Source organism: Nocardiopsis halotolerans DSM 44410, from assembly GCF_000341065.1.
GTDB classification, from domain to species: domain Bacteria; phylum Actinomycetota; class Actinomycetes; order Streptosporangiales; family Streptosporangiaceae; genus Nocardiopsis; species Nocardiopsis halotolerans.
The window spans coordinates 1-25,776 of record NZ_ANAX01000295.1 but is presented as its reverse complement, the minus strand read 5'-3'; the positions used below and the strand labels follow the sequence as shown (position 1 = coordinate 25,776).

Sequence of the window (25,776 nt, the reverse complement as noted above, 5' to 3'; positions counted from 1 at the left end):
TCCCCCCGGCCGTGGAACGGCTCGCCACGGCGGCGGCCGGTCGCGACCGGAACGCGATGAGCGACGCCGACCAGGAGTTCCACCAGACCCTGGTGAGCTGCGCGGGCAACCGCCGCCTGGAGCGCATGGCGCAGACACTGCTGGTGGAGACGCGCATGTGCCTGACGGTGATGCAGGACGTGTACCCGGAGCCGGAGGAGCTCCTCGACGAGCACCGCCGCATCCTGGACGCGATCGTGAACGGCGCGGAGGGGGAGCTCCTGGAGCTGATCGAGGCGCACATGGTGGACACGGTCGAGCGCGTCAACGGCGGTGTCCGGGCTCCGGAGCCGGGCTCCGAGGACTGACGCCGCGCGGCCGGTCCGCACGACCGGTCACTCACGCAGCTGGTACCGCGCCAGGATGCGCTCCCTGGCCTCCTCGAAACTCATCTCGCCGCGTGCCACCCGTTCCAGGTCCGCCCTCGCCTCCGGTGACGGTTCCCCGCCCGCCGCCCTGACCGAGGCCAGAGCGGCGGCGGTGTCCCCGTCGCCGGGAATCCGTGTGCCCATGGAGCGAAGCGTAGGCGGTCCCGCACCCGGTCCACAGGCGAACCACGGATTCCCGTGACAATTCCGGTCAGATCATGCCGATCCCGGCGAGGGGGCGCTACCGCCCCGGCGTCCGTCCCACGGTTCCGGCAGTGGCCCACCCGTGGTGAGCATCGACGTCAACGCGTCCCACCAGTACGCGGCTTCGCCCAGCACGCGCCACGAAGCGATCACGTCGCCGCGGCTACGGAGTTCCTCGCTGACCATGTCGTACGCGGCGGTGGCGTCCTCGCTCCCAGACACATCGGCGTCCACCCGCCATTCGACCGGGAGCGCGCCGCCCTCCCGGAGGTGACGGTCGATCCCGGAGAACAGGCGGTCCGCCCGCCGCACCCGCACGGCCGCGTGTGCGGGGTGCCCGGGGTCGGTCAGGATCGCGTTCAGATCGCGGACGAGGGTGTCGATACCGGGGCCTTCGAGGATGAGGTTCTCGGCGTTCATACGGCGACCGCCTCCGCGAACTCGTAGGGCGCGCTCGCACGTCCCCCACGCACACGCTGGCGGGCCTCGAAAGCGTGGTAGTAGCCCCGCACGATGTCGGCGGGTTCGGCGCCGGAGAGGGGGTCAACGAACGGAGAGGTTCGCGGGGCGGCGTCGGGGGCCCGACGGGGCGAGGGCACACGCGGCACGTCAGCGGTCGCGGTGTCGAACCCCTGACCGGTGGGCAGCGCGGGAGCGGGGTTCGCGTAACGCCTCACGCGATTCGCCCGGGCTTCCTCTCGGACGTCGCGGCGGACCGTACGCGGCGCGGCGTGGAGTCCACGCGCGGGCCGAACCGCCCGGAGAACAAGACAGAACAGGATCATAAGGTGGTGCACGTTGACGCTCCTTCGAAGCGTTGGCCATGGCCCGGGACGTGAGACAACACGTCGCCGGGTCCCTGCATACGCGGGGTCATGCCGCAACCATACCCCTACCATGGTTGCCATGGCAGCCATGCGGCATCTTGGCTACCTTAGCTGTCTTGCCTACCGTTCCCGGTATGCCGTACGAGTTCGAAGATGACCGACCCCGTTGGGAACAGGTCGCGGAGGTCCTCCGCGCCCGCATCACGGAGGGCGCGTACCGCCCCGGGGACCGCGTCCCTTCCGTGCTCCAACTCCAGGAGGAGTTCGGCATATCGACGTCCACCGGCCAGAAGGTCCACAGGGCCCTACGCGCGGACGGACTGATCAGGACACAGTCCGGCATGGGGTCGTATGTGAAGCGCCCGGAGCAACCTCCGCTTGTGCACGCGTGCGTTGGTCATCTGGCACGCCTCGAACGTGCGAGCCCCGCCGTGCGAGGTGCACGACGGGGCAAGGCGGAAGGTTTCTGGCGGGTCAGACCCCGCCGATACCCACGTACTTCGTCTCCAGGAACTCGTCGATGCCGACGCGTCCGCCCTCACGGCCCAGGCCGGAGTGCTTCACCCCGCCGAAGGGCGCGGCCGGGTTGGAGACGACACCCTGGTTGAGGCCGACCATGCCGGTCTCCAGGCGCTCGCTGACCCGCAGCGCCCGGTTGAGGTCGCGGGTGTAGACGTAGCTGACCAGGCCGTACTCGGTGTCGTTGGCCGCCCGCAGCGCCTCCTCCTCGGTCTCGAAGGGCAGCACGGGGGCGACCGGGCCGAAGATCTCGGTGGTGGACAGTTCGGCCTCGAAGGGCACGTCGGCGAGCACGGTGGGCTGGTAGAAGTGGCCCGGTCCGTCGCCGGGGGCGCCGCCGACCAGCACACGGGCGCCCCGGTTGACCGCGTCGTCCACCAGGCTCTGCACCTTGTCGCGGGCCTTGTCGTCGATGAGCGGGCCCACGTCGACGCCCTCGTCCAGGCCGCGGCCCAGGCGCAGCGCGCCCATGCGCTGGCTGAGGCGCTCGGCGAACTCCTCGGCGATCCCCGCCTGGACGTAGACGCGGTTGGCGGCCGTGCAGGCCTCGCCGATGTTGCGCATCTTGGCGAGCATCGCGCCGTCCACGGCGGCGTCCATGTCGGCGTCGTCGAAGACGAGGAAGGGCGCGTTGCCGCCCAGTTCCATGGAGGTGCGCAGGACCTGCCCGGCGCTCTGTTCGAGGAGCTTGCGGCCCACGGGGGTGGAACCGGTGAAGGAGACCTTGCGGATGCGCCCGTCGCTCAGCAGGGGCTCGGTGACGCCGCCCGCGTCCGTGGTGGGGATGACGCTGAGGACCCCCTCGGGGAGCCCGGCCTCGGCCATGATGCCCGCGAGCGCGAGGGCGGACAGGGGTGTCTGCTGGGCGGGCTTGAGGATCGCGGTGCATCCGGCCGCGATGGCGGGACCGATCTTGCGGGTGCCCATCGCCATGGGGAAGTTCCAGGGGGTGATGAGCATGCTGGGGCCGACCGCCTGGCGCATGACGAGGAACCGCGCCTTGCCGTCGGGGGAGACGGAGTACCGGCCCTCGATGCGGACGGCCTCCTCGGAGAACCAGCGGAGGAACTCCGCGGCGTAGGCGATCTCCCCCCGGGCCTCGGCCAGGGGCTTGCCCATCTCCAGGGTCATGAGGACCGCCAGGTCCTCCCTGCGCTCCATGAGCAGCTCGTAGCTCCTGCGCAGGATCTCGCCGCGGTCCCTCGGCGCCGTCCGCTCCCACTCGGGCTGCGCCCGGTGCGCGGCGTCCAGCGCGTCGAGGGCATCCTCCTTGCCCGCGTCCGCGACCTCGCAGAGCACCTCACGGGTGGAGGGGTCCTCCACCCCGAAGGCGCCCCCGGACGCGGCGTCGCGCCACGTCCCGCCGATGAACAGCCTTTTGTCCACCTGCGCGACGACCCGTGCTTCCTGATCCGACATGTTCGCTACTCCCCGGTCGAGAATCGGCCTGTGGTCAGAACTGCCCAACGTGCGTCCACTGGACACCGCTGCGGGAGGGATGTTTCCATAGCCTCGTCGATTGTCAACAATCCTACGGAACACGTGACAAGGAATCGAGGCATCGCATGGCGGAGCTCTCCCCCATCCTCAAGCAGGCGACCCCGGTCGTCGCGGCCCGAGGCGAGGGTGTCCACATCTACGACGAGGACGACCGCCGCTATCTCGACTTCACCGCCGGTATCGGTGTCACCAGCACCGGGCACTGCCACCCCCGGGTCGTGGCCGCCGCGCAGGAGCAGGTGGCGACCCTGGTCCACGGCCAGTACACCACCGTGATGCACCGCCCCCTGCTGCGGCTCACCGAGCGGCTCGGGGAGGTGCTGCCCGCGGGGCTCGACCGGCTGTTCTACGTGAACTCGGGCAGCGAGGCCGTGGAGGCCGCCCTGCGGCTGGCCCGGCAGGCGACCGGTCGGCAGAACGTGGTCGTGTTCCAGGGGTCGTTCCACGGCCGCACCATGGGCGCGGCGTCGCTGACCACGTCCGGCGTCAAGATCCGCGCGGGGATCGGCCCGCTGATGCCCGGCGTGGCGGTGTCGCCGTTCCCGCACGCCTACCGGCTGGGTATGTCGGAGGCCGACGCGGTCGCGTACGCGCTGCGCGAGCTGGACTACCTGTTCGCCACGGTGTCCTCGCCGCGTGACACCGCCGCCCTGTTCATCGAGCCCGTGCTGGGCGAGGGCGGCTACGTGCCCGTCCCCGACGCCTTCCTCCAGGGGTTGCGCGAGCGCGCCGACCAGCACGGGATCCTGCTGGTCGCGGACGAGGTGCAGACCGGTTTCGGGCGCACGGGCACGTTCTGGGGCCACGAACCGTCGGGCGTCCGACCGGACGTCGTCGTCACCGCGAAGGGGCTGGCCAGNGCGACCGCCGCGCCCGCCGCGGTCATGGAGAAGGCCTGGCCGGGTTCCCAGGGCGGGACCTACGGCGGCAACGCGGTGTCCTGCGCCGCCGCACTCGCCACCCTGGACGTGATCCAGGAGGAGGGCCTGGTGGAGAACGCCGCGCGCATGGGCGAGCGACTGCGCCAGGGGCTGGAGAAGGTGGCCGAGGCCAACCCGGTCATCGGCGACGTGCGCGGCCGGGGATTGATGATCGGCAACGAGTTCACCGCCGCCGACGGAACTCCCGACGGCGCCACCGCTCTGCGCGCCCAGCAGGCCGCCGCCAGGCACGGGCTCCTGCTGCTCACCTGCGCCCCCGAGGGCAACGTCGTCCGGATGATCCCGCCGCTGGTCGTCACCGGCGACCAGGTCGACAACGCGGTGTCGATGTGGGCCGCCTCCGTGGAGGAGGCCGTCGCGGGCTGATCCCCGCCGCTCCGGCACGGGATCCCGTGCCGGAGCGGCGCCGTGCGTGGGTCCCGAGGCAACCGTGCGCCGCGACCGTGCGTCAGACACGGGAGGACGCGGACGGAAGGAGCCCCGGTGGCGGGTCGCGGGAAGAGGATCGGAAGCACCATGGGCGGCCCGCGCGCCGTACTCGACCCCACGCTGCCGCCCCGCGTCGCCAGGAGGCTCAGGAAACGGCCGTCCACGCTGCTTCCGAAGGCCCTGACGGAACAGCCCCGGTTCCCGGACCGGACCCGCATGGCGGTGGTCGGAACCGCGGTGGCCGGGCTGAGCGCGGCCTGGTCGCTGGGGAGCGGCTCCCTCCTGACGTGGTCGCCGCCGCTGTACTTCGCGGCCCTCCTCGCCCAGGCCACGACCGTGGGCGTGGCGGGGTTCGCCGCCACCCGCGCCCGGTTCCGACCCCTGCTGCCCCCGTGGTTGAACACCGGGGTGGGACGGCGCTGCTGGAGGTTACTGTCCCTGGGCTTCGTGCCCGCCACCCTGGCGACCTGGGTCCTCGCCCTGGGACCGACGTGGGCCTTCTTCGCCGGATGGTTCGTGCCGGGTGCCGTGTACGCCGCCGCCGCGTCGTGGGCCGGATGGTGGGGTCCCCGGGACAACCGTCTGGCGGCGACCCACGCGGACCGCTACCTGGTGCCCGGTGACCTCGGCCGGTACGGTTCCGAGCTGGTTCTCCGCGTGCAGGGGACGGTCGACGCCGTGGAGGAGGCGGGACGGCGCCTGGGCGACTCCTTCGACGCGGCCCAGCCGCTGGCGGTGCTGCGCGACGAGGAGTGGCGGATCGCCTCGGTGCTGTACCAGTACGAACGGATCCGCAGGGAACACCGCGCCGACTCGCGCGAAGCCGCCTCCGACCGGGTACGCGCCCTGTTGAACCGCCAGCACGAGCAGCAGGAGGCCGCGTACCGGGAGCTGGCCGAACGGGTCGACGTGATCGAGGACTACGGTGTCGCCGTCCAGGAGGCACTGAACGCCCACCGGGAGTGGGAGCAGCTCGAACGGCTGGAGGCACGCGGCGCGCGGCTCACCGAACTCCTCTCCCGGTCGGCGTCCGACGGGGGCACCGGCGAACTCCTCCGGGAGGAGGCGCTGAACGCGCGCGCCGCCAAGGAGGCGCGGGACGAGCTGATCGACCGAGCCCTGGAGGCCGGACGCCTCCTGAGGGGCCCCGGTTCCACGTGACGGGGGGTATGGCCTCCGGTGGGTGGCGTCACACGAATCATGTGGTCTGAGCCCGCCGTGCACCGTGATAGAGTCGGAGACGTCGCAAGGGAGAGCGGAGCTCACCGGAGCGGCACACAACTGAACAACCTGCACTCGTAGCTCAATGGATAGAGCATCTGACTACGGATCAGAAGGTTGGGGGTTCGAGTCCTCCCGAGTGCGCCACCTTGAGACAGTGGCAGAGCGGCCCTGAACAGCGTCAAAACGCGGTTCGGGGCCGCTTTGTGCGCAGCTCGGACACACGTACGGCTCCAGCGTGGGAGCCAAGTCGACTCCACACCATCACCACCCTGACCTGCGCCTCTCCCGGAAGAACCATGTGGGAGCCAACGCGTCAGAAGGCGGGCCTACGTACCGCAGCGCAACCGCTCCCGTGGATTCCCTCCTGAAGCGCTGCTCTGAAGAGCGGAGTCCCCGACCGCACCCCGCGGGCACACCGGGGACGGTACCCCCGTATTGAGGCACCCCTACAGCTCACGCCTCGGTCGGGCCGCCAAGGCGGTCCAGGATGCGCCGGGTGTGAGCCCTCAGCGCGGGGACAGTCCGTTCAGCCACCTCACCAGCACCCGGGGCAGAACCGGCCAGCCCTTCCAGGGCTTCCTCGAACGCCTTCGGGAACGTCTCGGCCAACATCGCCACACGCTCCATGAGGAGTTCCGGGTCCAGGCCGAGGACTGCGGCCGCCTTTCCCAGCTGGTGGCGCCTGATCCGTGACGCGATGCGCTCGCCACCGATAGACAGGGCGACCGACCGTTCGACCGTCCGAGCGTCGTAGGCCAGACCCGTCGCCAGGTCGTACAGCGGAGCCACACGCGTCAGCCCCGGTGCGCGCAGGAGAGAGATGTTCTTCGCGTGCCCGTCGGGAGCACCGGCCACCAGATTGATGATCACGAAATCCGCGAGGGCGAGCCGGTCGTCGAACAGACCGGTCGATTCGCGAGTGATGACCCGCATCATGTCCGTCAGCCCCGGACCGTTGCGGGACTCGTACTTGTGCGCGGGCATGCGACCGCACGCCTGCGCGAAGTCCTCCTGGTGCGTGCGCAGGACGCGACCGGCCTCCAGGGACCGGTCGAAGCGGTCGATCACGATGGCCCACTGGTCGTCGAACCGGGTGAAGGTGCTTTTGGCGACGACCACGCCCACGGCCGACGCCGCCTCCATGGTGACGTGCTCGACCAGGGCTTGGTGGTGCAGCTGTCTGATGCCCGGTTTGACGATGTGGGTGGTGGCGGCGCTGCCGTGGGCCGTGTGCCAGCGCCCGTCAATCCTCACGAGTGCGAACTTCTCCCGCTGCCCACCCAACGACCAGTGTTCGCCCGGCATCGTCCAGGACGGCTCGTTACCGGCGAGTGCGCGGATCCGCTCGGCGATCTCGGTGTCGCTGATCGGTCGGTGTTCGCCGCCGCGGGTCCAAAGCTCCTCCAGATCCTCCTCGCGACAGAACTGGACGGCTCCCGGACAGTCCCAGCCCATCTCCGCGAGGATGCCGAAGGCATCGTCCACGGTGACTCCGAGCTGGTCGGACCATGCGGCACGGGCGTCCTCGTTCTCGGGAAGCAGCCCGAACAGGTACGGTTCGACTCTTTTCGCCGGGTGGGGGCCGCGTTGAATGGGCAGGCGCGCGGAGAGCGCCACCTCACCGTTTCGCACGTACTCGGCTGTGTAGGAGAACGTGGGCTCGTCACCGGAGGCCTCGCGCTCCAGGTGTCCCGCGACCTGGCCTGACAGCAGGACGGCCAGGCGCTCAGTCATCGCCATCGTCCCTGGTGCCGGTGACCGGTAGACCCCAGGAAGCCCGACGCGCCTGTGAGGTCGCGCGCAGACTGGCGCCGACTTCGTCCGGCGAATCCTTAGGGGTTCTCGGCTTCTGCGCGGACACGGCAGGAGTCCGGTCAGAGCTCGGCTGTGCCTGTGCCGCGTCGCCGTTCGATCGCAGGGTGAGGGTGAGGTCCAGAGCGGCGAGGAGTCGGAGCAGGGGCTCCAGTTCGGCGCCGCGGTGACCGGCCTCGACGCGGGCCAGCCAGGAGCGGGCGACACCGGCCCGGGTCGCCAGAGCCGCCTGGCTGAGCCCCTGGGAGAGCCGGGTGTCGCGGACCAGGCCACCGAGCTTCGACCATCCGGTCAGGGTGAATTCTTCCGACATCCCACCTCCTCCGTCCTCGTTCGAGGACATTCTATGCCTGTCCTCGTTCGAGGACAAAGGAAAATCGTCCTCGTTCAAGGACAGCACGCCAGGCTGGCCTCGACAGCCACACCGGCTTCACGCAGCAGGGCGCACTGTCACCAAGGAAGGCGGTGAGCAGATACCGGGGTCAGCGAAGGGAAGAGCGCCGAAGGTCTGCTTGGGGGACCGATCGCGGCGGCGTGGCGCATACGTGGAAAAGTGCGACATCGAGACGGCGATGCACCGACTCTGACCTGCGGATATTCATCCGATCATCCGCTGACTACGGATCAGAAGGTTGGGGGTTCGAGTCCTCCCGAGTGCGCATCCACAAGCCCCTGACCGAGCAACACGCGGTCAGGGGCTTGTTCGTTCCCTCCGCATGACGGCCCCGGATCGGCCGCTTTTCGGCCCTCTGTGTGGCACATACGTGGAGCAGCGACCGCTTCCGAGCACCAGGACGGCCCGATCACCGGTCCCGCCAGGGAACACACTCGATCCGCCGCTGACGCACCTGGCGTGGACACGGAACAGCACCTCCCGACCGTGCCCGGCCCACTCCGCGGCCTGAGTCGGAGTGACGCCCCGATCCGACCACGTGGACACGCAATCCCGCCGCGGGTCATGGGGGATGGCTCGTTTCTTCGCAGCCCCGCGCTGCGATGGCCTGTCCGCGATGTGCCGGCCCGTCCTCACCGGGTCCCGCCTCGGGGTTCGCGGGCGTGACCTGGGAGGGGCCTGCCTGCTCAGCCTGCCCGACTGGGGCGTGCCCGTCCGCGAGCCCCGCATCAACCACCTGGGAGACCACGAGGCTGGAGGTTGACGACGACGGTGGCCGGGGGCGACGCGCACAAGGACCGGGACGTGCTCGTCACCGTCGAGGCCCGGACAAAGGGCACCAGAAGATCCTCTGTTTCGCACCGGCTTCTTCAGGAGCCCCAGAACCAGGGCATCCACACGCCGTGGGCACTCGAACAGGCCCTGAAACGTGACAGAACTGAGCGAGCGTTGCCCTTCCACAGGGCCAGCCACGATCCGCCCCCTTCAAAAACCCGAGCAATCCTGGTTGATAAGATCTCGAACAAAACGTTCGAACATTGTGGCGCGAAATACCGCACCTCACCGAAGCCACCTGCGATCAACAGACGGGACCCGATGACCAACAGCACGTCACCCCCGGAAGAGCGACCGTTGTTCGACCCGTTCGCTCCAGGGTTCACGGACGATCCCTACCCGCAGTACGCGGCGCTGAGGGAGGCCGCCCCCGTCTACCAACATCCTCTGGGGTTCTGGGTGGTGAGCCGGTATGAGGACGTGTACGCACTACTACGCTCGGACACGTCGGCGGAGTTGCGGAACGTCGCCGCGGACTCGATGGACAACCTCCGCCAAGAAGACGAGAAAAAGAAGACCCTTCTCATTGACGGCTTCTCGATGATTGACAGGGACCCGCCGGACCACACGAGGCTGCGCCGCCTCGTCCAGCAGGCGTTCTCTCCGAAATCGATCCGTGCGCTCGCCCCGCGTATCGGGGAACTCACCGAGGAATTGCTCGACGGAATCGCCGACGCGGGCGAGGGCGACCTGGTACGCGACCTGGCGTCCCCCCTGCCGTTCACCGTGATCGCCGAGATGCTCGGAGCCCCCGAGGCCCACCACACGCGCATCCGGGAACTGAGCGGTACGTTGGTCCGCTCCCTCGAACCGATCAACGACCCCGCGCTCATGCGGGACATCGAGGCCGCGGACGCCGAACTCAGCGAGATCACGGCCGAGATGGTCGAATGGAAGCGCCGCACACCGGGCGACGACCTGATGACCGCCCTGATCAGGGCGAACGAGGACGGCGAGACACTCAGCGAGGACGAGCTGACCGCCCAGGTACTCCTGCTCTACATCGCCGGGCACGAGACGACCGTCAACCTCGTCTCCGGTGGCACGCTGGCCCTCCTCAACCACCCCGAACAGCTGGAGCTGCTGCGAAGGAGTCCCGACGAGCTGATGCCGAACGCGGTCGAGGAGCTGCTCCGTTACGACAGCCCCCTGCAGTCGAGCAGACGCATCATGCTGCGGTCGACCCCCATCGGTGGCGTCGACCTCCCGGCCGGAGCGTTCGTGATCGCCGGTCTGGGATCCGCGAACCGGGACGAGCGCCGCTGGGGACCGGACGCGGACACGGTGCGGTTGGAACGCGCGGACGCCCGAAGCCATGTCGCCTTCGGCGCCGGACCGCACCACTGCCTCGGAGCCTCACTGGCCCGTCTGGAGGCCAGCGTCGTCTTCACCCGCCTGCTCCGGCGCTTTCCCAAACTGGCGCCCAACGGCGACGTCTCCTGGAACGGCCGTATCAACGTCCGTGGTCTGGCGTCGCTGCCGATCTCGGTCCGCTGACGCGTTCCACGGCACGTGTGACCCCACCAAGGAAACGGAAGGGCCCGAAATCCCCATGCCCGGAACCGTCGACACCAGCAAGCTCTGGCTCCGACGCTTTCATCCCGCGCCCGACGCGCCCGCCCGTCTGCTGTGCTTTCCACACGCCGGAGGGGGCGCGAACTTCTACTTCCCGGTTTCCAGGGCCCTGTCACCCGGCACGGACGTGCTCGCGGTGCAGTACCCCGGCCGCCAGGACCGCATGTCCGAGTCGCCCCTGACCGACATCCACGCGCTCGCCGACCACGTCACCGAAGCGGTCATCCCCTGGACCGACCGCCCCCTCGTGCTCTTCGGCCACAGCATGGGCTCCCTGGTGGCGTTCGAGGTGGCCAGAAGGCTACAGGACCGCGGTGTGCGCCCGCGTGCCCTGTTCGTGTCCGCACGCCGTCCTCCGCACCTGCACCGGGAACCAGCGGACGGCGACCTCTCACAGGACGCCCTCGTCAGGGCGATGAAGGAGCTCAACGGGACCGACTCCAGCCTGCTGGACGACCCCACGATACTCGACATGATCATGCCCTCGCTCCGCGGTGACTTCCAGGCCGTGCGCGACTACCGCTACCGGCCCTCCCCCAGGCTGGCCTGTCCGCTGGTCGCTCTCTCCGGTGACAGTGACCCGTGGATGGACGCCGGAGAGATCCACGGATGGAGGGACCACACCTCGGCGGAGTTCCGTTCGAAGGTCCTGCCAGGCGACCACTTCTACCTCGTCCAGCACCCGGAGACCGTGCTGTCGCTCATCACGGAGTGGCTCTCGCCCCCGCACGGGATCCGATGACGCGGATCATGGCGGCGCCGTTCTCCGCACCAACGCGAGAGAATACGCTGTTGGTGCGGTGACGGGGCCACCCAGGCCCCTCCTCGGCACGGAAAGGACGCACGACTTGCCACAGGACCACGAGCCCTCCGCCCCGGACGCTCCACGGCTCGACCTGAGGGCGGACTGCGCGAACTGCTTCGGCCTGTGCTGCGTCGCCCTCCCCTTCACCGCGTCCACGGACTTCGCCGTCGACAAGAACGCGGGCGAGCCCTGCACGAACCTGGAGCGGGACTTCAGCTGCGGCATCCACTCCCAGCTCCGGCAGCGGGGTTTCCCCGGCTGCACCGTCTTCGACTGCTTCGGCGCGGGCCAGAAGGTCTCCCAGACCACCTTCGCCGGGAGGAGCTGGAGAGAGGCCCCCGACACCGCCGGAACCATGTTCGAGGTCTTCCCGGTCATGCGCCAGCTCCACGAACTGCTCTGGTACCTCACCGAGGCCCTGCGGCTGCCGGAGGCCGCACCCGTCCACACCGACCTGCGGCGCGCGCGGAACGAGGTCGAACACCTCACCCACCGCAGCGCCGAGGAACTCGTCGGCGTGGACGCGAACAGCGTCCGCGGCGAGGTGAACCCCCTGCTGCAGCAGGCCAGCGAACTCGCCCGCGGCAAGGTCCCCGGGCGCAAGAGGAACCACCGGGGCGCCGACCTCATGGGAGCACGCCTCCGGGGAGCCGGCCTGCGCGGCGCGAACCTGCGCGGCGCCCTCCTCATCGCGGCCGACCTGCGTGGCGCCGATCTGAGGAGCGCCGACCTGACCGGGGCGGACCTGCGTGACGCCGACGTCCGCGGCACCGACCTGTCCGACGCCCTCTTCCTCACCCAGCCCCAGATCAACGCGGCCAGGGGCGACTCCGGGACCGGAGTGCCCCGGGCCCTCACCCGGCCCGCGCACTGGTAGGCCGGGCTCAGGCCCAGCTCACCTCCCCGCGCCCGTGGCGTCCGCCAACCGACCGCACAGGCGCCTCATCGACACGAGGTTGCCGCCGAACTGGTTGATCGCCGGGGCGCAGTGATGGGTCCCTCCGTGGCCGTGCTTGAAGAAGTTGGCGAAGGAGCCGCTCGCACTGAGGTCCACGAGGAAACGGGACCCGGGTTCTCCGAGCTCGGACGCCACGAGTTCGGAGAACCTCACCTCGCGCCGGACCACGTCCCACAGGTACCGGTCCCACCCGTCCAGCTCCGAGGGGCCCAACGGCCCCGCCTTCATCGAGGAGTACACCGGAAGGCGCGGTTCGCTCACCGGGATCTTCGCGCCCAGGGCCAGCCCCTCGTCCCGAAGGTGGTCGAGGTACCGGGAGTGGAACGCCTGCCGCACGGGCAGCCGCACCGTGATCACGCCGTCGGACTCCAACGCCGACCGCACCTCGTCCAGTACCCGGGCCTCACCGCTGACCACGAAGTTCTCCTCGAAGTTGACGGCCGCCAGGTCCGTTCCGGCGAACAGGTTCGGCCGCTCGTCGTAGAGTGAGGGCTTCGCGAGGACGGTGAGCATGCCGCCGCCGCGCACGCCCCTGACCAGCTCGGCCTGCCGCACGACGAGGTTGAGTCCGTCGTCGAAGGTCATCGCGCCGGCGACGGTGGCCGCGACGTACTCGCCCAGGCTGTGTCCCAGTACCGCGTCGGGGTGGTAGCCCTCCTCCCCGAGAGCCTCGGTGAGGCTGTAGCCGACGCAGTAGAGCGCCGCGTGGGAGTAGAGGACGTCGTCGAAGTCCTGGCCCCGGCGAGAGTCGTCGTACACGGCGTCCACCAGGGACCTGCCCGTCAGCGTCTGGTACGCCGCGCTGCACCGGTCCATGGAACTCCGGAAGGCCGGGTGCTCGTCGTACAGCTCCCGCCCCATCTGGTGGTACTGCGTCCCCTGTCCCCCGTACACGAAGACGAGACTGGTACGGTCCTCCGTCCCCGACACCGCGGAAACGGTCCGGGCGCTCCGGGACCGCGAGCTCTCCTCGACGGGGAGGGGCTTATCGACGGGAAGGGGCTCCTCGACGATCGAGGCCGCCAGCTTGCTCAGGACCCTGCCCGGGCCGACCTCGTGGAAGTCACCGTACCCCTGGTCCACCAGCCAGGAGATGGACTCGTACCACCTGACCGGGTTGGAGATCTGCTCGACGAGGTGGTCCGTGTACCCCGTCGTCGGATAGGGCCGGGCCGTACGGTTGGAGACGACCGGAACCGTGAGTTCCCCGAACTCGAACCCGGCCACGAACTCCGCGAACTCCTCCTCCACCTCCGCCATACAGCGCGAGTGGAAGGCCGCGCTGACGTTGAGCGGGACGAACGACGCCCCCGCCTCGGTGTAGGCCCGGCGCACCTCGGGTGAGTGGAGTTCCTCGTACACCCCGGACAGGACGCACTGCCTCCGCGAGTTGATGTTGGCGATGTCGATGCCCTGGTGGGGAAGGCCCTCCAGGATCTCGGCCGTCCGTGCCTGGTCGAGGTTGACCACGGCGGCCATCGCCCCCTTGGGCGCCCGGCTCATCAGCTCGCCGCGCTTGCGGACCAGCCGAAGACCGGTGACGAAGTCAAAGCCCCCGGCCGCGAACAGCGCACAGTACTCACCCAGGCTGTGACCGGCGAGGAACCCCGGCTCGACGCCGTCGCGGGAGATCCGGTCGAGGTGGTGGAGCACGTTGACGACGTAGAGCAGCGGCTGGGTGTACTCCGTCCTCGCCAATACCCCGTCCGGGTCACGGAGGCACACCTCCTCGACCGAGTATCCGAGGCACTCGTCGGCTTGGGCCACCAGGTCCGGGAACCGTTCGAACAGTCCCTTCCCCATCCCTCTGCGTTGTGAACCCTGACCGGGAAACATGTGGACCGGCTTCATTCTCTTCCCCTCGTCATGCCCGGGGCCGACGGTCCTCGTCGGCTGACGTACTCCGCCCGTACCGCCCGAGCCGTTCACCCAGAAGCTCCGCGGTCCCCCTCAGGAGGTGCTCCGCGACGACGGCCACCCTCCGCTGGTGCCACGGTTCCAGCGGTGTGCCCTTCACCCAGGCGTTGAACGCGCCCATCGCCGGACCGCAGTGGATCTGGTAGTCGACCCGCTGCTCCGCGCTCCCCGACATCGCCAACCGGGTGGAGTGGACGAAGTACCACCGGAAGATCCGCGCCATCCTCTGTTTCGGGTTGCCCTCGACGTCGGCCAGTCGCTCCGGGTACCGGCGGGCCAGGTGTTCGCGCGTCTCCCGCCACACGGCGTCGATGGAGCGCTTGAAGTACTTCTCCTCGAGCATCGTCCTCGTCCGGGCGTCCAGGTCATCGATCGAACCGTGTCGCGTGTACAGCTCGTACAGCTTGTTCGCCCGCGCCGGAAAGAACAGGCCCTTCCTGACCGCCTGCACCCGGGCCCCCACCTCGAACATGTCGCCGGCGGGGGCGTAGCCCGTGTCATGGACCCCCAGTCCCTGCAGGATGTCCTTCACCGCCTCACTGGTGCCCGCCTCCGCCGTGCACTGGTTGATGGACCCCGTCACGATGAAGTCGGCGCCCAGCATGAGGGCGGCGAGCGCCGACTCCGGCGTGCCGATGCCGCCGGCGGCCCCGATCCGGACGGTGTGCGAGTACCCCGCCTCGCCTCTCACGCGGTCACGTACCGCGCGCATGGCCGGCATCAGGACGTAGGCGTTACCCGCGTCCGTGTGGCCCGCGGAGTCCGCCTCCACGCACAGGTCGTGTGCCAGGGGGACCCGCGCCCCGAGCTCGGCCTGCTCGGGGGTGATCATGCGGCGCTCCAGCAGTTCCCGTACCAGGTCGGGGGGCGCGGGACGCAGGAACCCCTCTGCCACCTCGGTCCGTGAGACCTTCGCGATGACGCGGTTCTCCTGGCGCACACCGCCGTTCGCGTCCTGTGAGAGCCCGGCCAGGCGGTAGCGCACCAGCGCCGCGGACGGCTGGACGTAGGCGGACGCCTCGACGTGGCGCACACCGTGTCTGAGCAGCAGCTCCACCATCCGCATCTCGAGGTCGGGTTCCTGGGGCGCGCTGAGCAGATTCACCCCGAAGGTCCGTCCGGGCCGGAGCCCCTGTTCGATCCTGGTGATCGAGTCGTCGACCACGTCCAGGGGGAGCCCACCCGTGCCGAGGAAGCCGAGCATTCCCGCGTTTCCCAGGGCAGTCACCAGTTCGACCGAGGCGATCCCCTTGTACATGCCGCCGGCGACGTAGTTGTAGCGGAGTCCGTAGTCTTCGCGGAACCCCGGGTCCCCCAGTGACTCGGGAGTCACGGCGGGCGACCCGGACGGCATCGGAGATCGCCGTCGCTCCGCTTCGGAAGCTTCGGGCGGGGGCATCGGCGTCCCAGCCTTCCCGTTCGGAGTGGGGGTGTCGTCGTTCGTCGGTCCGTCCTCCCAGGGGAAGAGGCCCTGTTCCGTGTAGCGCCGGATCGCGCGCACGTTCTCGGGGTCGTCGAACGCCTCGCGGTTCGCGGCGAGCGCGACGTCCTTGTCGTGCTCCGGGACGGGTGACAGCCGTCCGAGGTAGGACTTGTACCGTACGACCGCCTTCTTGGACAGGCGGTTCAGCCGCCGCAGGTGCCCGCGCAACAGCGCCTGACTGTCGGTCCCGGTGGCGTCCACCAGCCCCCACTGACACGCGCGCCCGGCGTCGATCACCTGGGTCGTACCCGCGAGGTAGCGGGCCCGCTGGGAGCCCACCCTGCGGGCGAGGAAGGGGAGGACGACCGCCGGGACGAGCCCGAACAACAGCTCCGAGAGGCTGAAGGACGCCGTATCGTCGGCGATCACGACGTCGCTCGCCGCGACGATGCCCATCCCCCCGGCGTTCGCCCTCCCCCGTACGTGGGCCACCGTGACGAAGTCCCCGTACGCGATCTGACGGAAGAGCTCGAACATCGGCTCCGGATCGTAGGCGGTGTCCCTCCCCTCCCTGGCCGCATCGCTGATCACTCCGAAGTCCGCCCCGAAGCAGAACACCTCGGGCAGTCCCTCGATGACGACGACGGTGGTGGTCGGGGAGTCGGACGCCCGGGTCAGCACGCCGCCCAGCTCACGGACCATGGCGGCGTTGAGCGCGTTGTCCGCCTCCGGCCGGTGTATCCGCACGAAGCAGGTGGTGCCCTGCTGGCGCACCCTCAGGGTCTCGTGGCTCACCCGGTCCATTCGTACTCCCGGTGGAAGTTCCTGATCCCTCTGAGGACAAGTCTCGGCACCGGCCCCGCCGCGTCCCGGGCCCGGGGCAGGAACTCCTGGTCCGCGGTCACGTCCCGGGTACCGAAGCGGACGAACCCGTTCTCGCCCAGCAGCCCCTCGTACTCCTCGATCGACAGTTCGTAGCGCGCGTCGAGGTGGGCACCGATCTCCATGCCCTTCAGTTCGGCGGCTCCCCGGGGTGTGACNCGGCGGCTCCCCGGGGTGTGACGCCCCCGCTGTAGAACTCGGCGCAGCACCCCGAGCCGTAGGAGAAGCACCCCACGCGTTTGGCCGAGTCGAACCCGCCGTTGCAGACGGTGCTCGCCAGTGAGAGGAAGACCGTGGCGCCCATGATGTTGCCGACCCGCTGACAGTAGTCCAGCCCGGGCAGGACCCGGCGCTCGAAGTCCTCCGTGATCTCGTCGGGTCTGGCCCTGGCGACCTTGCGCATCATCGAGCGGTGGGCGCCCTTGACCATGCCGCCGAACGGGGTGTGGAAGGCGAGGTACTGGAACGAGTCGCGGTAGTCCGCCCCCTCCACGCGTTCCTCGTAGGCCCGGTAGGTCTTCTCGCAGCAGTCGAGGTAGGACATCAGCGAGAGGTCGACGTCCCCCGACTCGCTGTCCGGCGCGGGACGGCACGTGTCCATGANCCGCTGGCCCCCACGTCCACCTGGAAGACGTGTGGGACGTCGCTGACCAGCATGGCCACCGCTCCGGCCCCGCCGCTGGGCTCGGCGTAGGACCAGTCCTGTTCGGCCACGTCGCGCCCCTCCTCCAGGACGTAACGCGAGATGTCCGTGGCGACCACCAGCGCCTTGGCCCCCGGCGAGGTCTGGGACAGGACGAAGTTGACGGCCATCTGCAGACCGGCCGTCCCGGCGTAGCACGCCTGCTTCAGCTCGAACATGCGGCAGTTGCGGCTGAGCCCCAGGACGTCGTGGAGGTAGGTGCTCACGGACTTGGAGAAGTCGATGCCGGACTCGGTGCACGTGATCAGCAGCTCGACGCGGTCCCTCTCCTCCGGGTCCAACCGGTCGAGGAGGGGCTTCGCCGCGTTGGCGCCGAAGGTCACGGGGTCCTCGAAGGGGAGGGCCACGGCCTTCTCCCTCATCAGCAGGTTCTCCATCCTCGGCAGGTCGAGGCCCCGGTGCCTCGCGAGTCCCATGACGTCGAGCACCGCCGAACCGCCGAAGACGTTCATCGCCTCGATACCGACACGGACCATTACCTCACGCTCCCTGAACCGCTCGCGCTGACGCACAGTGCGGTGTTGATGCCGCCGAAACCCGCGCTCAGGCTCATGGCGTGCCGTACCTCGGTCTCGAGTCCCCCGTCACCCACCCAGCGCAGTCCCCCGTCGACGGGGTCCCGGAGGTTGCGTGTGGGGTGGAGGCGCCCCCGCCTCATCTGTAGGAGGGTGGCGACCGCCTCCACGGCTCCCGCCGCGCTCAGCCCGTGGCCGGTGACGGACTTGGTGGCGTTGACCGCCGCACCCGTCAGGCCACAGGCGCGCAGGGCCGCCGCCTCGGTCCTGTCACCCACGGGTGAGGCCGTCCCGTGGGGGTTGACGTAGTCGATCTGGTCGGCCTCCAGCCCGGCCCGGTCCAGGGCTCCCCGGATCGCCCCGGACTCACCGTCCTCGGAGGGGTCGGGGCCGCGGTTGCCGTCCAGTCGCACCGACCACCCCGACAGGGTTCCGTAGTCCTCCAGGCCGCGGCGCTCGCCCCGGCGCTCGATGACCAGGGCCGCGCACGCCTCGCCGAACACGAAACCCTGGTGCCCCTGGTCGAACGGACGGCAGGCGAGCTCCGGTGCGTCCGCGCACCGGTCCGGGACCATGGCGCCCATCGTGCGCAGGCCCAGGCACTCCCAGTACGAGAGGTCCATCAGAGCGCCCAGGGCGACACAGACGTCGACCCGGCCCGCGGCCACCGCCTCAGCGGCCTCGATGATCGCCAACTGCCCGCTGGCCGAGGCGCCCCCCACCGTGTGGGCCAGGCCCCTGATGCCGAAGGCCGCCGTGCACTGGCCACACAGGTCGCTGTCCAGGAAGGACAGTCCGTAACCGGGACGGAGGAAGGCCGGTCGGTCCCGATGGCGCTCGTGGGCCAGGACCAGTTCCCTCTGCCCCAGGTTGCTGCCGCCGACGACGAGACCGACGCGTTCGCCGTCGACCTCGTCGAGCCGTGCCTCCTCCCACGCCTCCTCCAGGGTCGTCAGGGCGACCCTGGCCGTGAACGAGGAGGTGCGCAGTTCGCGGGCGGTGAGCCGCCCGGGGGTGACCTGGCCGGGGATCTCCGCTCCGACGAACCTGGTGTCGTGCTGTCTTCCCGGCCGCTCCATGACGGCGAACCGGTGTGAGCCGTCGTACAGGGCCCGCGCGAAGTCGGCCTTGCCCCGCCCGACGGCCGTGGTGACCCCCAGCCCGGTCACCGTGATCTCCCCCGGAGTACTCACGCCACCCGGCCCCCGGTCGTGCTCGCCTCGCTCAGGTGCTGGGCAAGCTCGCCCAGGTCGCGCGGGCCGAAGGTCTCGACCAGAGGGATGTCGAGGTCCATGCCCTCCAGGACCGTCGTGATGATCTCCGCCCGGTCCATCGAGTTCGCGCCGAGGTCGGCCAGGGTGTCCGACTCCTCGAAGGCGTGGTCCTGGAGCTCCGGCAGGACCTCGCGAACGGCGTCGACGACCAACTGGAAGACTTCTTCTTTTCGCATTCTCACACCATCGGTTTCTGGGATCTGTGTCGGGTCGGGGAAGCGCCCGAGGCGGTGGACACACCGTCCTCAGGAGCGATCCCTCGCGGCGGCGAGGAGTTCGGAGAGGTCGGCTCCCGGGTTCACGACCGCCTTCAGCAGCAGCCCCTCGTAGAGGGACACCATGTGCTCGACGGTCCTCCTGTCGAACAGGTCGGTGCTGTACTCCATATGGCCCTGGAGCCCCGAGGGAGTCTCACGCACCACGAGGTTGAGGTCGAACTTCGCGACCCCTTCCTCCGACGGCTCCGGGAGGAACCCGAGTTCCGGAGAGTCCTCGCCGGACGGCTCCGCCTCGGCCGTGGGGACCAGGTTGAACATGGCCTGGACCAGCGGCGGATACGCCGGGTCCGGGTCCGGCACCAGCGCCTCGACCAGGCGGGCGAACGGCAGGTCCCTGTTCTCGTGGGCCTCGGCCGTGACACTCCGGGTACGCGACAGCAGTTCCGAGAAGTCCTGTTCGGCGGTCACGTCCAGGCGCATCACGAGCACGTTGACGAAGTAGCCGACGACCCGTTCCAGGTCGGGATGGGGCCGGTTCGTGACCGGGGTGCCGATCGCCAGCTCACGGTCCTCGCTGTGGGAGCTCAACAGCACCGCGAAGGCCGACAGGAGGGTCATGTACAGCGTGACGCCGTGCTCGTCGCTGAAGCGGCGCAGCTGGACGAGCAGTTCCCGGGGGATCTCCAGGCCCACCGACGCGCCCCGGTACGTCCGTACGGGACACCTTCGGTAGTCGGTCCGCAGCGACGGGCGCGACGGGAGCCCGGACAGCCGCTGCCGCCAGTACGCCTCCTGACGGTCGAGTTCGGCCCGCCCGACCGCCTGGTGCTGCCAGTGGGCGAAGTCCGCGTACCGGACGGGGAGCGGGGGAAGGGACGGCTCGCCACCCTGGCTCAGCTCCCGGTAGAGGATGTTCAGGTCCGACAGGAGTACCCCGGTCGACCAGCCGTCGAGGACGCCCCACGGCCGCGTGACGACGGCGACGTGTTCGAGCTCCGACAGGACCAGGACCCGGACGCGGATCATGTGGGACTCGTCCGGGGCGAAGGGCCGTGCCCGCTCCACACGCAGCAGCTCCGCGACCGCGGCCTCGCCGCTCACCTCCTCGAAGGACACGGCGAAACCGGCGGCTCCGTTCACCCGCTGCACGTGGGCGTCACCGTGCCGGAGGTAGCTGGTGCGCAGGATCTCGTGGCGCTCGACGAGCCGTTCGCATGCGGCGGCGTAGGCGTCACGGTCCAGTCGGCCGATGATCCTGTAGGCCGTCTGGACGTTGTCGTACGACGACGCCAGGTGTTCGGGGCGGTTGAGGAACCACAGCTCGCCCTGTTGGAGGGAGAGCGGAACCGCCGCACCGTCGTCGGCCAGGGGAACGAGCGGCACCGTCGCACCCTCGGTACCGCCGTCCTCCAGTGCCGCGGCCATCTCCCCGACGGTGGCCCCGGCCAGGACCAGCCGCAGCGGGAGTTCCGCTCCCGTCTCCTGCTTGACCCTGATGGTGAGCCGCGTGGCCAGCAGGGAGTGGCCGCCCAGGTCGAAGAACCCGTCCCTCAGGCCCACCCTCTCCAGGCCGAGGACCTCCTGGACCAGGCGGCACAGCGTCCGTTCCGTCCCGGTGGTCGGCTCGACGTACGTCTCCTTGTGTACGTCGCCCTCGTCCGGTGCGGGCAGTGCCCGTTTGTCGACCTTGCCGTTGGGGGTGAGCGGCAGCGTCTCCAACGCCACGAAGACACTCGGCACCATGTACTCGGGGACCCTGCCCGCCAGATGGTCCTTCAGAAGGCGGGCCATCGCCTGACCCACCCGGGCGATCTGGGGGACGTTCGCCAGACGCGGCTGGCGGTACGCGCCACGAGCACGCACGCGCGGACGCTCCTCCTTTCCGAAGACGAGGTCGAGACCGTCCGGACGGTCCTGGGACCACGTCGCCGCGGCGCGGAAACCAAGCCCCTCCGCGTACCGCAGCAGGGACTCGAGTTCTTCCACGCGTTCCCGTGCGGAGGCCGGGAGCCGGGAGGAGCGCTGGAGCGGCTCCACCGGTCGTGCGGCGGGCCAGTGCGTCAGCCCCTCGCTGATCCGGACGTCGTCCTCGACGCGGGGGTTGGACAGTCCGGTCACCCCGAACGCGCGGTGGCCGCACTCCCTCAGGAGGGACCGCGCCTCCTCGACGGTCGCGGCCTCCAGCCACGGCAGGGGGTCGGACGTCTCACCGCCGCCCCTCCCTCCCTTGACCAGCACGACGTCGTAACGGTAGCCGAGCATCTCGTTCTCGCCGGTTCCGCGCTTGAGCACGATGTCGACGGCGTCCAGGTCCGGGAAGCGCTCGGAGACACGCGCGAAGTAGGTGGGGCTCACCAGGAGTTCCGTCTCCTGCTGGCGACGGCGCTGTACCCGGGCGGCCAGCTCGCCGACCGGTATCCGCCCCGCGCCACGTCCGCGCTCGACCGCGCACAGGTGCGCCGGGAACAGGTCGAGGTTCCGGACGTCCCCGACCAGGATCCGGCCGCCCTCCTTCAGGAGCGGCAGCAGCCCGGCGATGGCCTCGTCCAGATACCGGCGGTTCGGGAAGTACTGTGCGACGGAGTTGATGACAACGGTGTCGTACCCCTCCTCCACGGACTCCGGCAGGGAGAGGGCGTCCGCCTGTCCGAGCGTGACGTGGGACCAGCCGCGCTGGTCGACTCCCCGTTTGACTCCAGCCAGCGCCGAAGCGGAGATGTCGACGGCGTGCACCGACTCGCAGAGCTCCGCGTAGCGGTAGAGCAGGAGGCCCGTGCCGCAACCGACCTCCAGCAGCCGCCTGGGCCTCAGCTCCGCGATCCTGGCCACCGTGTCGTCGATCCACTCCCGCATCTCGGACTCGGGGATGGGCTCGCCGGTGTAGCTGCTGTTCCAGCCGACCAGGTTCAGGTCGTCGCCCCCGCCGTCTCCGTCGGCCTCGGAGTACTGGTCCTCGAAGAGCCGCCGCCACTGGTCCAGCCGTTCCCCGTTCTGCTCCCGTGCGGCGTCCTCCAGGTACTCGTCCGCGGGGCACACGTGGGCGACGAGTTTCCTGGTCTCGCCAAGCGACTGCGGAGTGACCGCCACTCCGCTCACCGAGGGATGGCTGAGCAGAGCGCTCTCGATCTCACCGGGTTCGACCCGAAACCCTCGGATCTTCACCTGGTCGTCGACGCGGCCGACGAACTCCAGGGTGCCGTCGGGCAGCCAGCGCGCCAGGTCGCCGGTGCGGTACAGCCTCGCCTCCGGGGCGTCCGCGAACGGGTCGGGGACGAACCGCTCCTTCGTCCGCTCCGGGTCGTTGAGGTATCCGCGCGCCACACCGGCGCCACCCACGCACAGCTCGCCGACCACACCGCGCGGGACCGGTCGCAGGTCCCGGTCGGTGACGTAGGCGGTCGACTGCGCGATCGGCGCCCCGATGGGGATCACCGCGTCCTCCTCCACGTCCCGGGGGATCACGTGGCAGGTGGAGGCGATGCTGTTCTCCGTCGGACCGTAGGCGTTGACGACCGTCAGCCCCGGCTGGGCCCGGTGGAGCCTGCGCACGTCACGGGCCGAGAACGCCTCGCCGCCCACCCCGAGGTACTCCAGGGGTAGCCGGCGCCGCTCCGATGCTTCGGCGAACGCCGGGAGGAACGCGGCCGACAGGCCCATCGTGTTCACGCCCGCGCGCTCGACGGTGTCGAGGAGCCGTTCGACGTCCTTGGCGTCGCCGTCGTGGAGGACCAGGCGCCCACCGCACGTCAGCGGGCAGAGGATCTCCTGGGACCCGACGTCGAACGAGATCGACGAGTGGTGCAGCATCACCGTGTGCTCATCCGACGTGAAGTAGTCGGGGTTGCGCACCAGGCGGACCACTCCGCGCTGCGGCACCTGGACGCCCTTGGGACGGCCGGTGGAGCCGGAGGTGAAGATGACGTAGGCCAGGTGTTCGGGGGTCAGGCCGAGTTCCTCGCGGGACGGGCCGTGTTCGGGCTGGCCCTCCAGGACCTGGCTCCGGTCCGCGGCCAGCTCCCCGGTGTCGAGGTGGAGGACGGTGACGGCGTCCCCCAGGAGTGAGGTCGGCAGGTGGGACTGGCTGAGGACGAGGGAGACGCCGGAACCCTCCACCAGGGCCCTGACGCGCTCCTCGGGGTAGGCCGGGTCGATCGGCACGTACGCCCCGCCCGCCTTGAGGATGCCGAGCAGTCCGACCACCGTCTCCGGCGACCGCTCCGTGTACAGGCCGACCAGCGTGTCCGGCCCCACACCGCGGTGGCGGAGGTAGTGGGCGATCCGGTTGGCGCGGGCGTCGGTCTCGGCGTAGGTCAGCCGCAGGTCGCCGTACTCCACGGCGACGGCGCCCGGACGCCGGGCGACCTGTTCCTCGAAGAGCTCGAACAGGCAGCTGTCGTGCGGATAGGGCCTGGCCGTGTCGTTCCACTCCGCCAGGAGTCGGTGTTCGGCCGGCGGCACGACGTCGATGTCGAACGCCCGGGTCCCCTCCCCGTCGTCCTCGGCCAGGGCGCCGACGATCCCCTCGACCGCGGCCTGCACGTAGTCCAGGACCGCGTCGGGAGAGACGGAGTCCTCGACCTGCGCGTTCATCGACAACTCGTCGCCGAGGTCGTCGACCGACACGCCCAGCGGGTAGTTGGTGCGGTCGACCGCGCCCAGCCAGCGAACCCCCCACTCGTCGAGGCCCGTCAGGCCGCGCTCCCCCTCTCCCGGGTCGTAACGCCGGAAGTTGAAGCCCGAGCTGAACAGCGCCGCGTCACCACCCAGCCCACTGCACCGCTGCGCGAGGACCAGCGAACTCTGCTCGTGAACGATCAGCTCCTTGAGCGAGGCGTCGACCTCCGAGACCAGGTCCCGGACGCTCCTGTCCCCCAGGCGGACCCGCAGGGGCAGGGTGTTGATGAAGTTGCCGAGCATCCGCTCCACGCCCGCCACGCCCTGCAGTCTCCCTGACAGGACGGTGCCGAACACGACGTCGTCGCGGCCGGTGGCCGCGGCGGCCACCAGGGCCCAGGCGGCGTGGAAGAGGCTCGCGGGGCTGGCCCCCACGCGCCGTGCCTGGGCGCGGAGGGCCTCGTCGAGGTCCTGGGGAAGGGAACGGCGTGAGGAGAGGATCCGGCTGCCGTCACCGTGGACGTCGGACAGCTGGAACGGGGTGGTCGGCTCGGTGAGGTCGCCGAGCTCGTTCCGGAAGAACGCCTCCGCGTCGTTCGACGCCAGCTGGTGGAGTGTGTGGCCGACGAAGTCCCTGAAGGGCACCGACGGCGCCAGGCTGTCGGACTCCCCGGCCATGTGGCTCGCCAGCTCCTCGAGGATCAGCCGCAGGGACGTCGCGTCCTCGATGAGGTGGTGGACGCTCAGGAGCAGGAAGCGCCGCGGGGAACGCGGGTCCTCCGCGATCCTCAACCGCATGAGGGGCGCCCGGTCCAGCGCGATGACTCCGGGATCGTCGAGGAAGGCGCGGGCCTGCTCCTCGGCGTCCGCGTCGGCGGACAGCCGGGTGCGTTCCACGTCCAGGCGGACCTGGCGCAGGACGACCTGCACGGGTTCCCCGAGATCCTCCGTCAGGACCACGGTGCGCATGACGTCGTGCCGGTCGACGAGTGCCTGGAGGGCGGTCACGAACCTCGCGCAGGTTTCCTCGTCCGGTGCGGTGAGCAGGATGGGGATGACGTAGGGGTCGTTCTCGGGATCCATCAGGTGGTGGACGAGGATGCCCTGCTGCGCGGGGACGAGCGGGTAGACGTCCTGGACGTTCGGTGCTCCGCCGGGCACCCGCGCCACCACGGACTCGGTCTCGGCGGCGGTCAGGTCGACCAGCGGGAGCATCTCCGGGGTGATCCGGTCGCAACCGTCCGGGATGCGGTTGGGGGGAACGGTGTAGCCGGGGCGGTGCTCGGCACGGTCGATCTCCTCCGCGAGGTGTGCCAGGGTCGGCGCGCGGAAGACCTCGCGCACGGGCACGTCGATCCCCTGTTCCCTCAGGCGGGCAGCCAGCACGGTGATGAGCAGTGAGTGGCCGCCCAGGGCGAAGAAGTTGTCGTCGGCGCTGATCCGCTCGGCGTCGAAACCCAGGACCCGTGCCCACGCGTCCGCCAGCAGCCGCTCGGTCGGGGTGCCCGGCGCCACGTACTCACGTCGGGCGTAGGACTCGATCCCCGGGGCGGGCAGGGCCTTGCGGTCGAGCTTGCCGTTGGTGGTGAGGGGAAGCTCGTCCAGCGTGACGAAGGCGCTGGGCACCATGTGCTCCGGAAGCGTGCGCTCCAGGTGGCGGCCCAGTTCGGTCTGGTGGTTCGGGATCCGGTCCCCGTCCCGGGGAACGACGTAGGCGACCAGTTGTCTGTCGCCGGGCTGGTCCTCCCGTGCGAGCACCGCGCACGACCGGACCGCGGGGTGTTCGCTGAGACGGGCCTCG

The 25,776-nt window shown here is 70.0% G+C and carries 21 protein-coding genes, 2 tRNA genes and 1 pseudogene; 10 read left to right on the top strand and 14 right to left on the bottom strand.

Annotated features, from left to right (window positions below):
- The coding region (locus D455_RS31330) for an FCD domain-containing protein (RefSeq protein WP_017572837.1) at window positions 1-347 on the top strand (347 nt) is incomplete at its 5' end.
- A gap of 27 nt (window positions 348-374) precedes the next feature.
- Here D455_RS31330 and D455_RS34270 read toward each other — a convergent pair.
- From D455_RS34270 to D455_RS0121925, 3 genes are all read right to left on the bottom strand, one after another.
- Window positions 375-551 carry an antitoxin VbhA family protein gene (locus tag D455_RS34270; protein ID WP_017572836.1) on the bottom strand — a complete coding sequence of 59 codons (177 nt, stop codon included), beginning with the start codon at window positions 549-551 and terminating at the stop codon, window positions 375-377.
- A gap of 72 nt (window positions 552-623) precedes the next feature.
- Window positions 624-1,031 (bottom strand): hypothetical protein, encoded by a 408-nt coding sequence (locus tag D455_RS33530; RefSeq protein WP_017572835.1) that lies wholly within the window; start codon window positions 1,029-1,031, stop codon window positions 624-626.
- Window positions 1,028-1,288: a hypothetical protein gene (locus tag D455_RS0121925; RefSeq protein WP_017572834.1), complete on the bottom strand. Its 261-nt coding sequence runs from the start codon at window positions 1,286-1,288 to the stop codon at window positions 1,028-1,030. The genes D455_RS33530 and D455_RS0121925 overlap by 4 nt, the downstream gene beginning before the upstream one ends.
- A 146-nt stretch (window positions 1,289-1,434) precedes the next feature.
- Here D455_RS0121925 and D455_RS36055 point away from each other — a divergent pair.
- A pseudogene (locus tag D455_RS36055) lies at window positions 1,435-1,782 on the top strand (winged helix-turn-helix domain-containing protein); the annotation flags it as partial.
- A 130-nt stretch (window positions 1,783-1,912) separates the two neighbouring features.
- On the opposite strand, the gene D455_RS0121920 reads toward D455_RS36055, so the two are convergent.
- Window positions 1,913-3,376, bottom strand: a complete 1,464-nt coding sequence (locus D455_RS0121920; RefSeq protein ID WP_017572833.1) for an NAD-dependent succinate-semialdehyde dehydrogenase — start codon at window positions 3,374-3,376, stop codon at window positions 1,913-1,915.
- A 146-nt stretch (window positions 3,377-3,522) separates the two neighbouring features.
- Here D455_RS0121920 and D455_RS0121915 point away from each other — a divergent pair, with 146 nt between their 5' ends.
- From D455_RS0121915 to D455_RS0121905, 3 genes are all read left to right on the top strand, one after another.
- The gene (locus D455_RS0121915) at window positions 3,523-4,764 is read left to right on the top strand and encodes an aspartate aminotransferase family protein (RefSeq protein WP_017572832.1); all 1,242 of its coding nucleotides are present in this window, start codon (window positions 3,523-3,525) and stop codon (window positions 4,762-4,764) included.
- A gap of 117 nt (window positions 4,765-4,881) precedes the next feature.
- The gene (locus D455_RS0121910; RefSeq protein ID WP_017572831.1) at window positions 4,882-5,988 is read left to right on the top strand and encodes a hypothetical protein; all 1,107 of its coding nucleotides are present in this window, start codon (window positions 4,882-4,884) and stop codon (window positions 5,986-5,988) included.
- Window positions 5,989-6,119: 131 nt separating this feature from the next.
- Window positions 6,120-6,195: transfer RNA gene (locus D455_RS0121905), tRNA-Arg, on the top strand.
- Between the two features lie 309 nt (window positions 6,196-6,504).
- Here the strand turns inward: D455_RS0121905 and D455_RS0121900 are convergent.
- Both D455_RS0121900 and D455_RS0121895 read right to left on the bottom strand, forming a co-directional pair.
- The gene (locus tag D455_RS0121900; RefSeq protein WP_017572830.1) at window positions 6,505-7,785 is read right to left on the bottom strand and encodes a HipA domain-containing protein; all 1,281 of its coding nucleotides are present in this window, start codon (window positions 7,783-7,785) and stop codon (window positions 6,505-6,507) included.
- A complete protein-coding gene (locus tag D455_RS0121895) occupies window positions 7,778-8,176 on the bottom strand; it encodes a helix-turn-helix domain-containing protein (protein ID WP_017572829.1) in 399 nt (132 codons plus the stop codon). Before D455_RS0121895 ends, D455_RS0121900 begins: the two co-directional genes overlap by 8 nt.
- Window positions 8,177-8,402: 226 nt before the next feature.
- On the opposite strand from D455_RS0121895, the gene D455_RS33930 reads away from it, so the two are divergent.
- The 5 genes from D455_RS33930 (at window position 8,403) to D455_RS0121880 (ending at window position 12,348) form a co-directional block, all read left to right on the top strand.
- A tRNA-Arg gene (locus tag D455_RS33930) sits at window positions 8,403-8,522 on the top strand.
- Between the two features lie 351 nt (window positions 8,523-8,873).
- Window positions 8,874-9,020, top strand: a complete 147-nt coding sequence (locus D455_RS34265; protein WP_160167859.1) for a hypothetical protein — start codon at window positions 8,874-8,876, stop codon at window positions 9,018-9,020.
- A gap of 332 nt (window positions 9,021-9,352) precedes the next feature.
- The gene (locus D455_RS0121890; protein ID WP_026122863.1) at window positions 9,353-10,588 is read left to right on the top strand and encodes a cytochrome P450; all 1,236 of its coding nucleotides are present in this window, start codon (window positions 9,353-9,355) and stop codon (window positions 10,586-10,588) included.
- A 55-nt stretch (window positions 10,589-10,643) separates the two neighbouring features.
- A complete protein-coding gene (locus D455_RS0121885; RefSeq protein WP_017572827.1) occupies window positions 10,644-11,408 on the top strand; it encodes a thioesterase II family protein in 765 nt (254 codons plus the stop codon).
- 106 nt (window positions 11,409-11,514) lie between these two features.
- A complete protein-coding gene (locus D455_RS0121880; RefSeq protein ID WP_017572826.1) occupies window positions 11,515-12,348 on the top strand; it encodes a pentapeptide repeat-containing protein in 834 nt (277 codons plus the stop codon).
- A gap of 18 nt (window positions 12,349-12,366) precedes the next feature.
- On the opposite strand, the gene fabD is transcribed toward D455_RS0121880, so the two are convergent.
- The 8 genes from fabD to D455_RS0121850 all read right to left on the bottom strand — a co-directional run.
- On the bottom strand, window positions 12,367-14,265 hold the full coding sequence (gene fabD, locus D455_RS0121875) for an ACP S-malonyltransferase (protein ID WP_275040909.1): 1,899 nt from the start codon (window positions 14,263-14,265) through the stop codon (window positions 12,367-12,369).
- A 28-nt stretch (window positions 14,266-14,293) separates the two neighbouring features.
- Entirely contained in the window at window positions 14,294-16,573 is a 2,280-nt protein-coding gene (locus D455_RS32305) for an enoyl-CoA hydratase/isomerase (protein WP_017572824.1), read from the bottom strand.
- The gene (locus D455_RS35935) at window positions 16,561-16,776 is read right to left on the bottom strand and encodes a hypothetical protein (RefSeq protein ID WP_017572823.1); all 216 of its coding nucleotides are present in this window, start codon (window positions 16,774-16,776) and stop codon (window positions 16,561-16,563) included. The genes D455_RS32305 and D455_RS35935 overlap by 13 nt, the downstream gene beginning before the upstream one ends.
- A 5-nt stretch (window positions 16,777-16,781) precedes the next feature.
- Window positions 16,782-17,054, bottom strand: coding sequence for a hydroxymethylglutaryl-CoA synthase (locus D455_RS35930; RefSeq protein WP_449289317.1), 273 nt, complete (start codon window positions 17,052-17,054; stop codon window positions 16,782-16,784).
- A 140-nt stretch (window positions 17,055-17,194) separates the two neighbouring features.
- On the bottom strand, window positions 17,195-17,830 hold the full coding sequence (locus D455_RS35925) for a hydroxymethylglutaryl-CoA synthase family protein (RefSeq protein ID WP_275040907.1): 636 nt from the start codon (window positions 17,828-17,830) through the stop codon (window positions 17,195-17,197).
- Window positions 17,830-19,062, bottom strand: coding sequence for a beta-ketoacyl synthase N-terminal-like domain-containing protein (locus D455_RS0121860; RefSeq protein ID WP_040685048.1), 1,233 nt, complete (start codon window positions 19,060-19,062; stop codon window positions 17,830-17,832). Before D455_RS0121860 ends, D455_RS35925 begins: the two co-directional genes overlap by 1 nt.
- A complete protein-coding gene (locus tag D455_RS0121855) occupies window positions 19,059-19,319 on the bottom strand; it encodes an acyl carrier protein (protein WP_026122861.1) in 261 nt (86 codons plus the stop codon). Before D455_RS0121855 ends, D455_RS0121860 begins: the two co-directional genes overlap by 4 nt.
- A gap of 69 nt (window positions 19,320-19,388) precedes the next feature.
- Window positions 19,389-25,776: non-ribosomal peptide synthetase (locus tag D455_RS0121850; protein WP_017572820.1), on the bottom strand; the 6,388-nt coding region annotated here is incomplete at its 5' end.

What these genes read in the sequence shown, in the direction of transcription:
- D455_RS0121855 (WP_026122861.1), bottom strand. Translation starts at nt 19,319, where the DNA reads ATGCGAAAAGAAGAAGTCTTCCAGTTGGTCGTCGACGCCGTTCGCGAG.
- D455_RS35935 (WP_017572823.1), bottom strand. Translation starts at nt 16,776, where the DNA reads ATGGAGATCGGTGCCCACCTCGACGCGCGCTACGAACTGTCGATCGAG.
- D455_RS0121920 (WP_017572833.1), bottom strand. Translation starts at nt 3,376, where the DNA reads ATGTCGGATCAGGAAGCACGGGTCGTCGCGCAGGTGGACAAAAGGCTG.
- D455_RS32305 (WP_017572824.1), bottom strand. Translation starts at nt 16,573, where the DNA reads ATGGACCGGGTGAGCCACGAGACCCTGAGGGTGCGCCAGCAGGGCACC.
- D455_RS0121890 (WP_026122863.1), top strand. Translation starts at nt 9,353, where the DNA reads ATGACCAACAGCACGTCACCCCCGGAAGAGCGACCGTTGTTCGACCCG.
- D455_RS0121900 (WP_017572830.1), bottom strand. Translation starts at nt 7,785, where the DNA reads ATGACTGAGCGCCTGGCCGTCCTGCTGTCAGGCCAGGTCGCGGGACAC.
- D455_RS0121895 (WP_017572829.1), bottom strand. Translation starts at nt 8,176, where the DNA reads ATGTCGGAAGAATTCACCCTGACCGGATGGTCGAAGCTCGGTGGCCTG.
- D455_RS0121885 (WP_017572827.1), top strand. Translation starts at nt 10,644, where the DNA reads ATGCCCGGAACCGTCGACACCAGCAAGCTCTGGCTCCGACGCTTTCAT.
- fabD (WP_275040909.1), bottom strand. Translation starts at nt 14,265, where the DNA reads ATGTTTCCCGGTCAGGGTTCACAACGCAGAGGGATGGGGAAGGGACTG.
- D455_RS34265 (WP_160167859.1), top strand. Translation starts at nt 8,874, where the DNA reads ATGTGCCGGCCCGTCCTCACCGGGTCCCGCCTCGGGGTTCGCGGGCGT.
- D455_RS33530 (WP_017572835.1), bottom strand. Translation starts at nt 1,031, where the DNA reads ATGAACGCCGAGAACCTCATCCTCGAAGGCCCCGGTATCGACACCCTC.
- D455_RS34270 (WP_017572836.1), bottom strand. Translation starts at nt 551, where the DNA reads ATGGGCACACGGATTCCCGGCGACGGGGACACCGCCGCCGCTCTGGCC.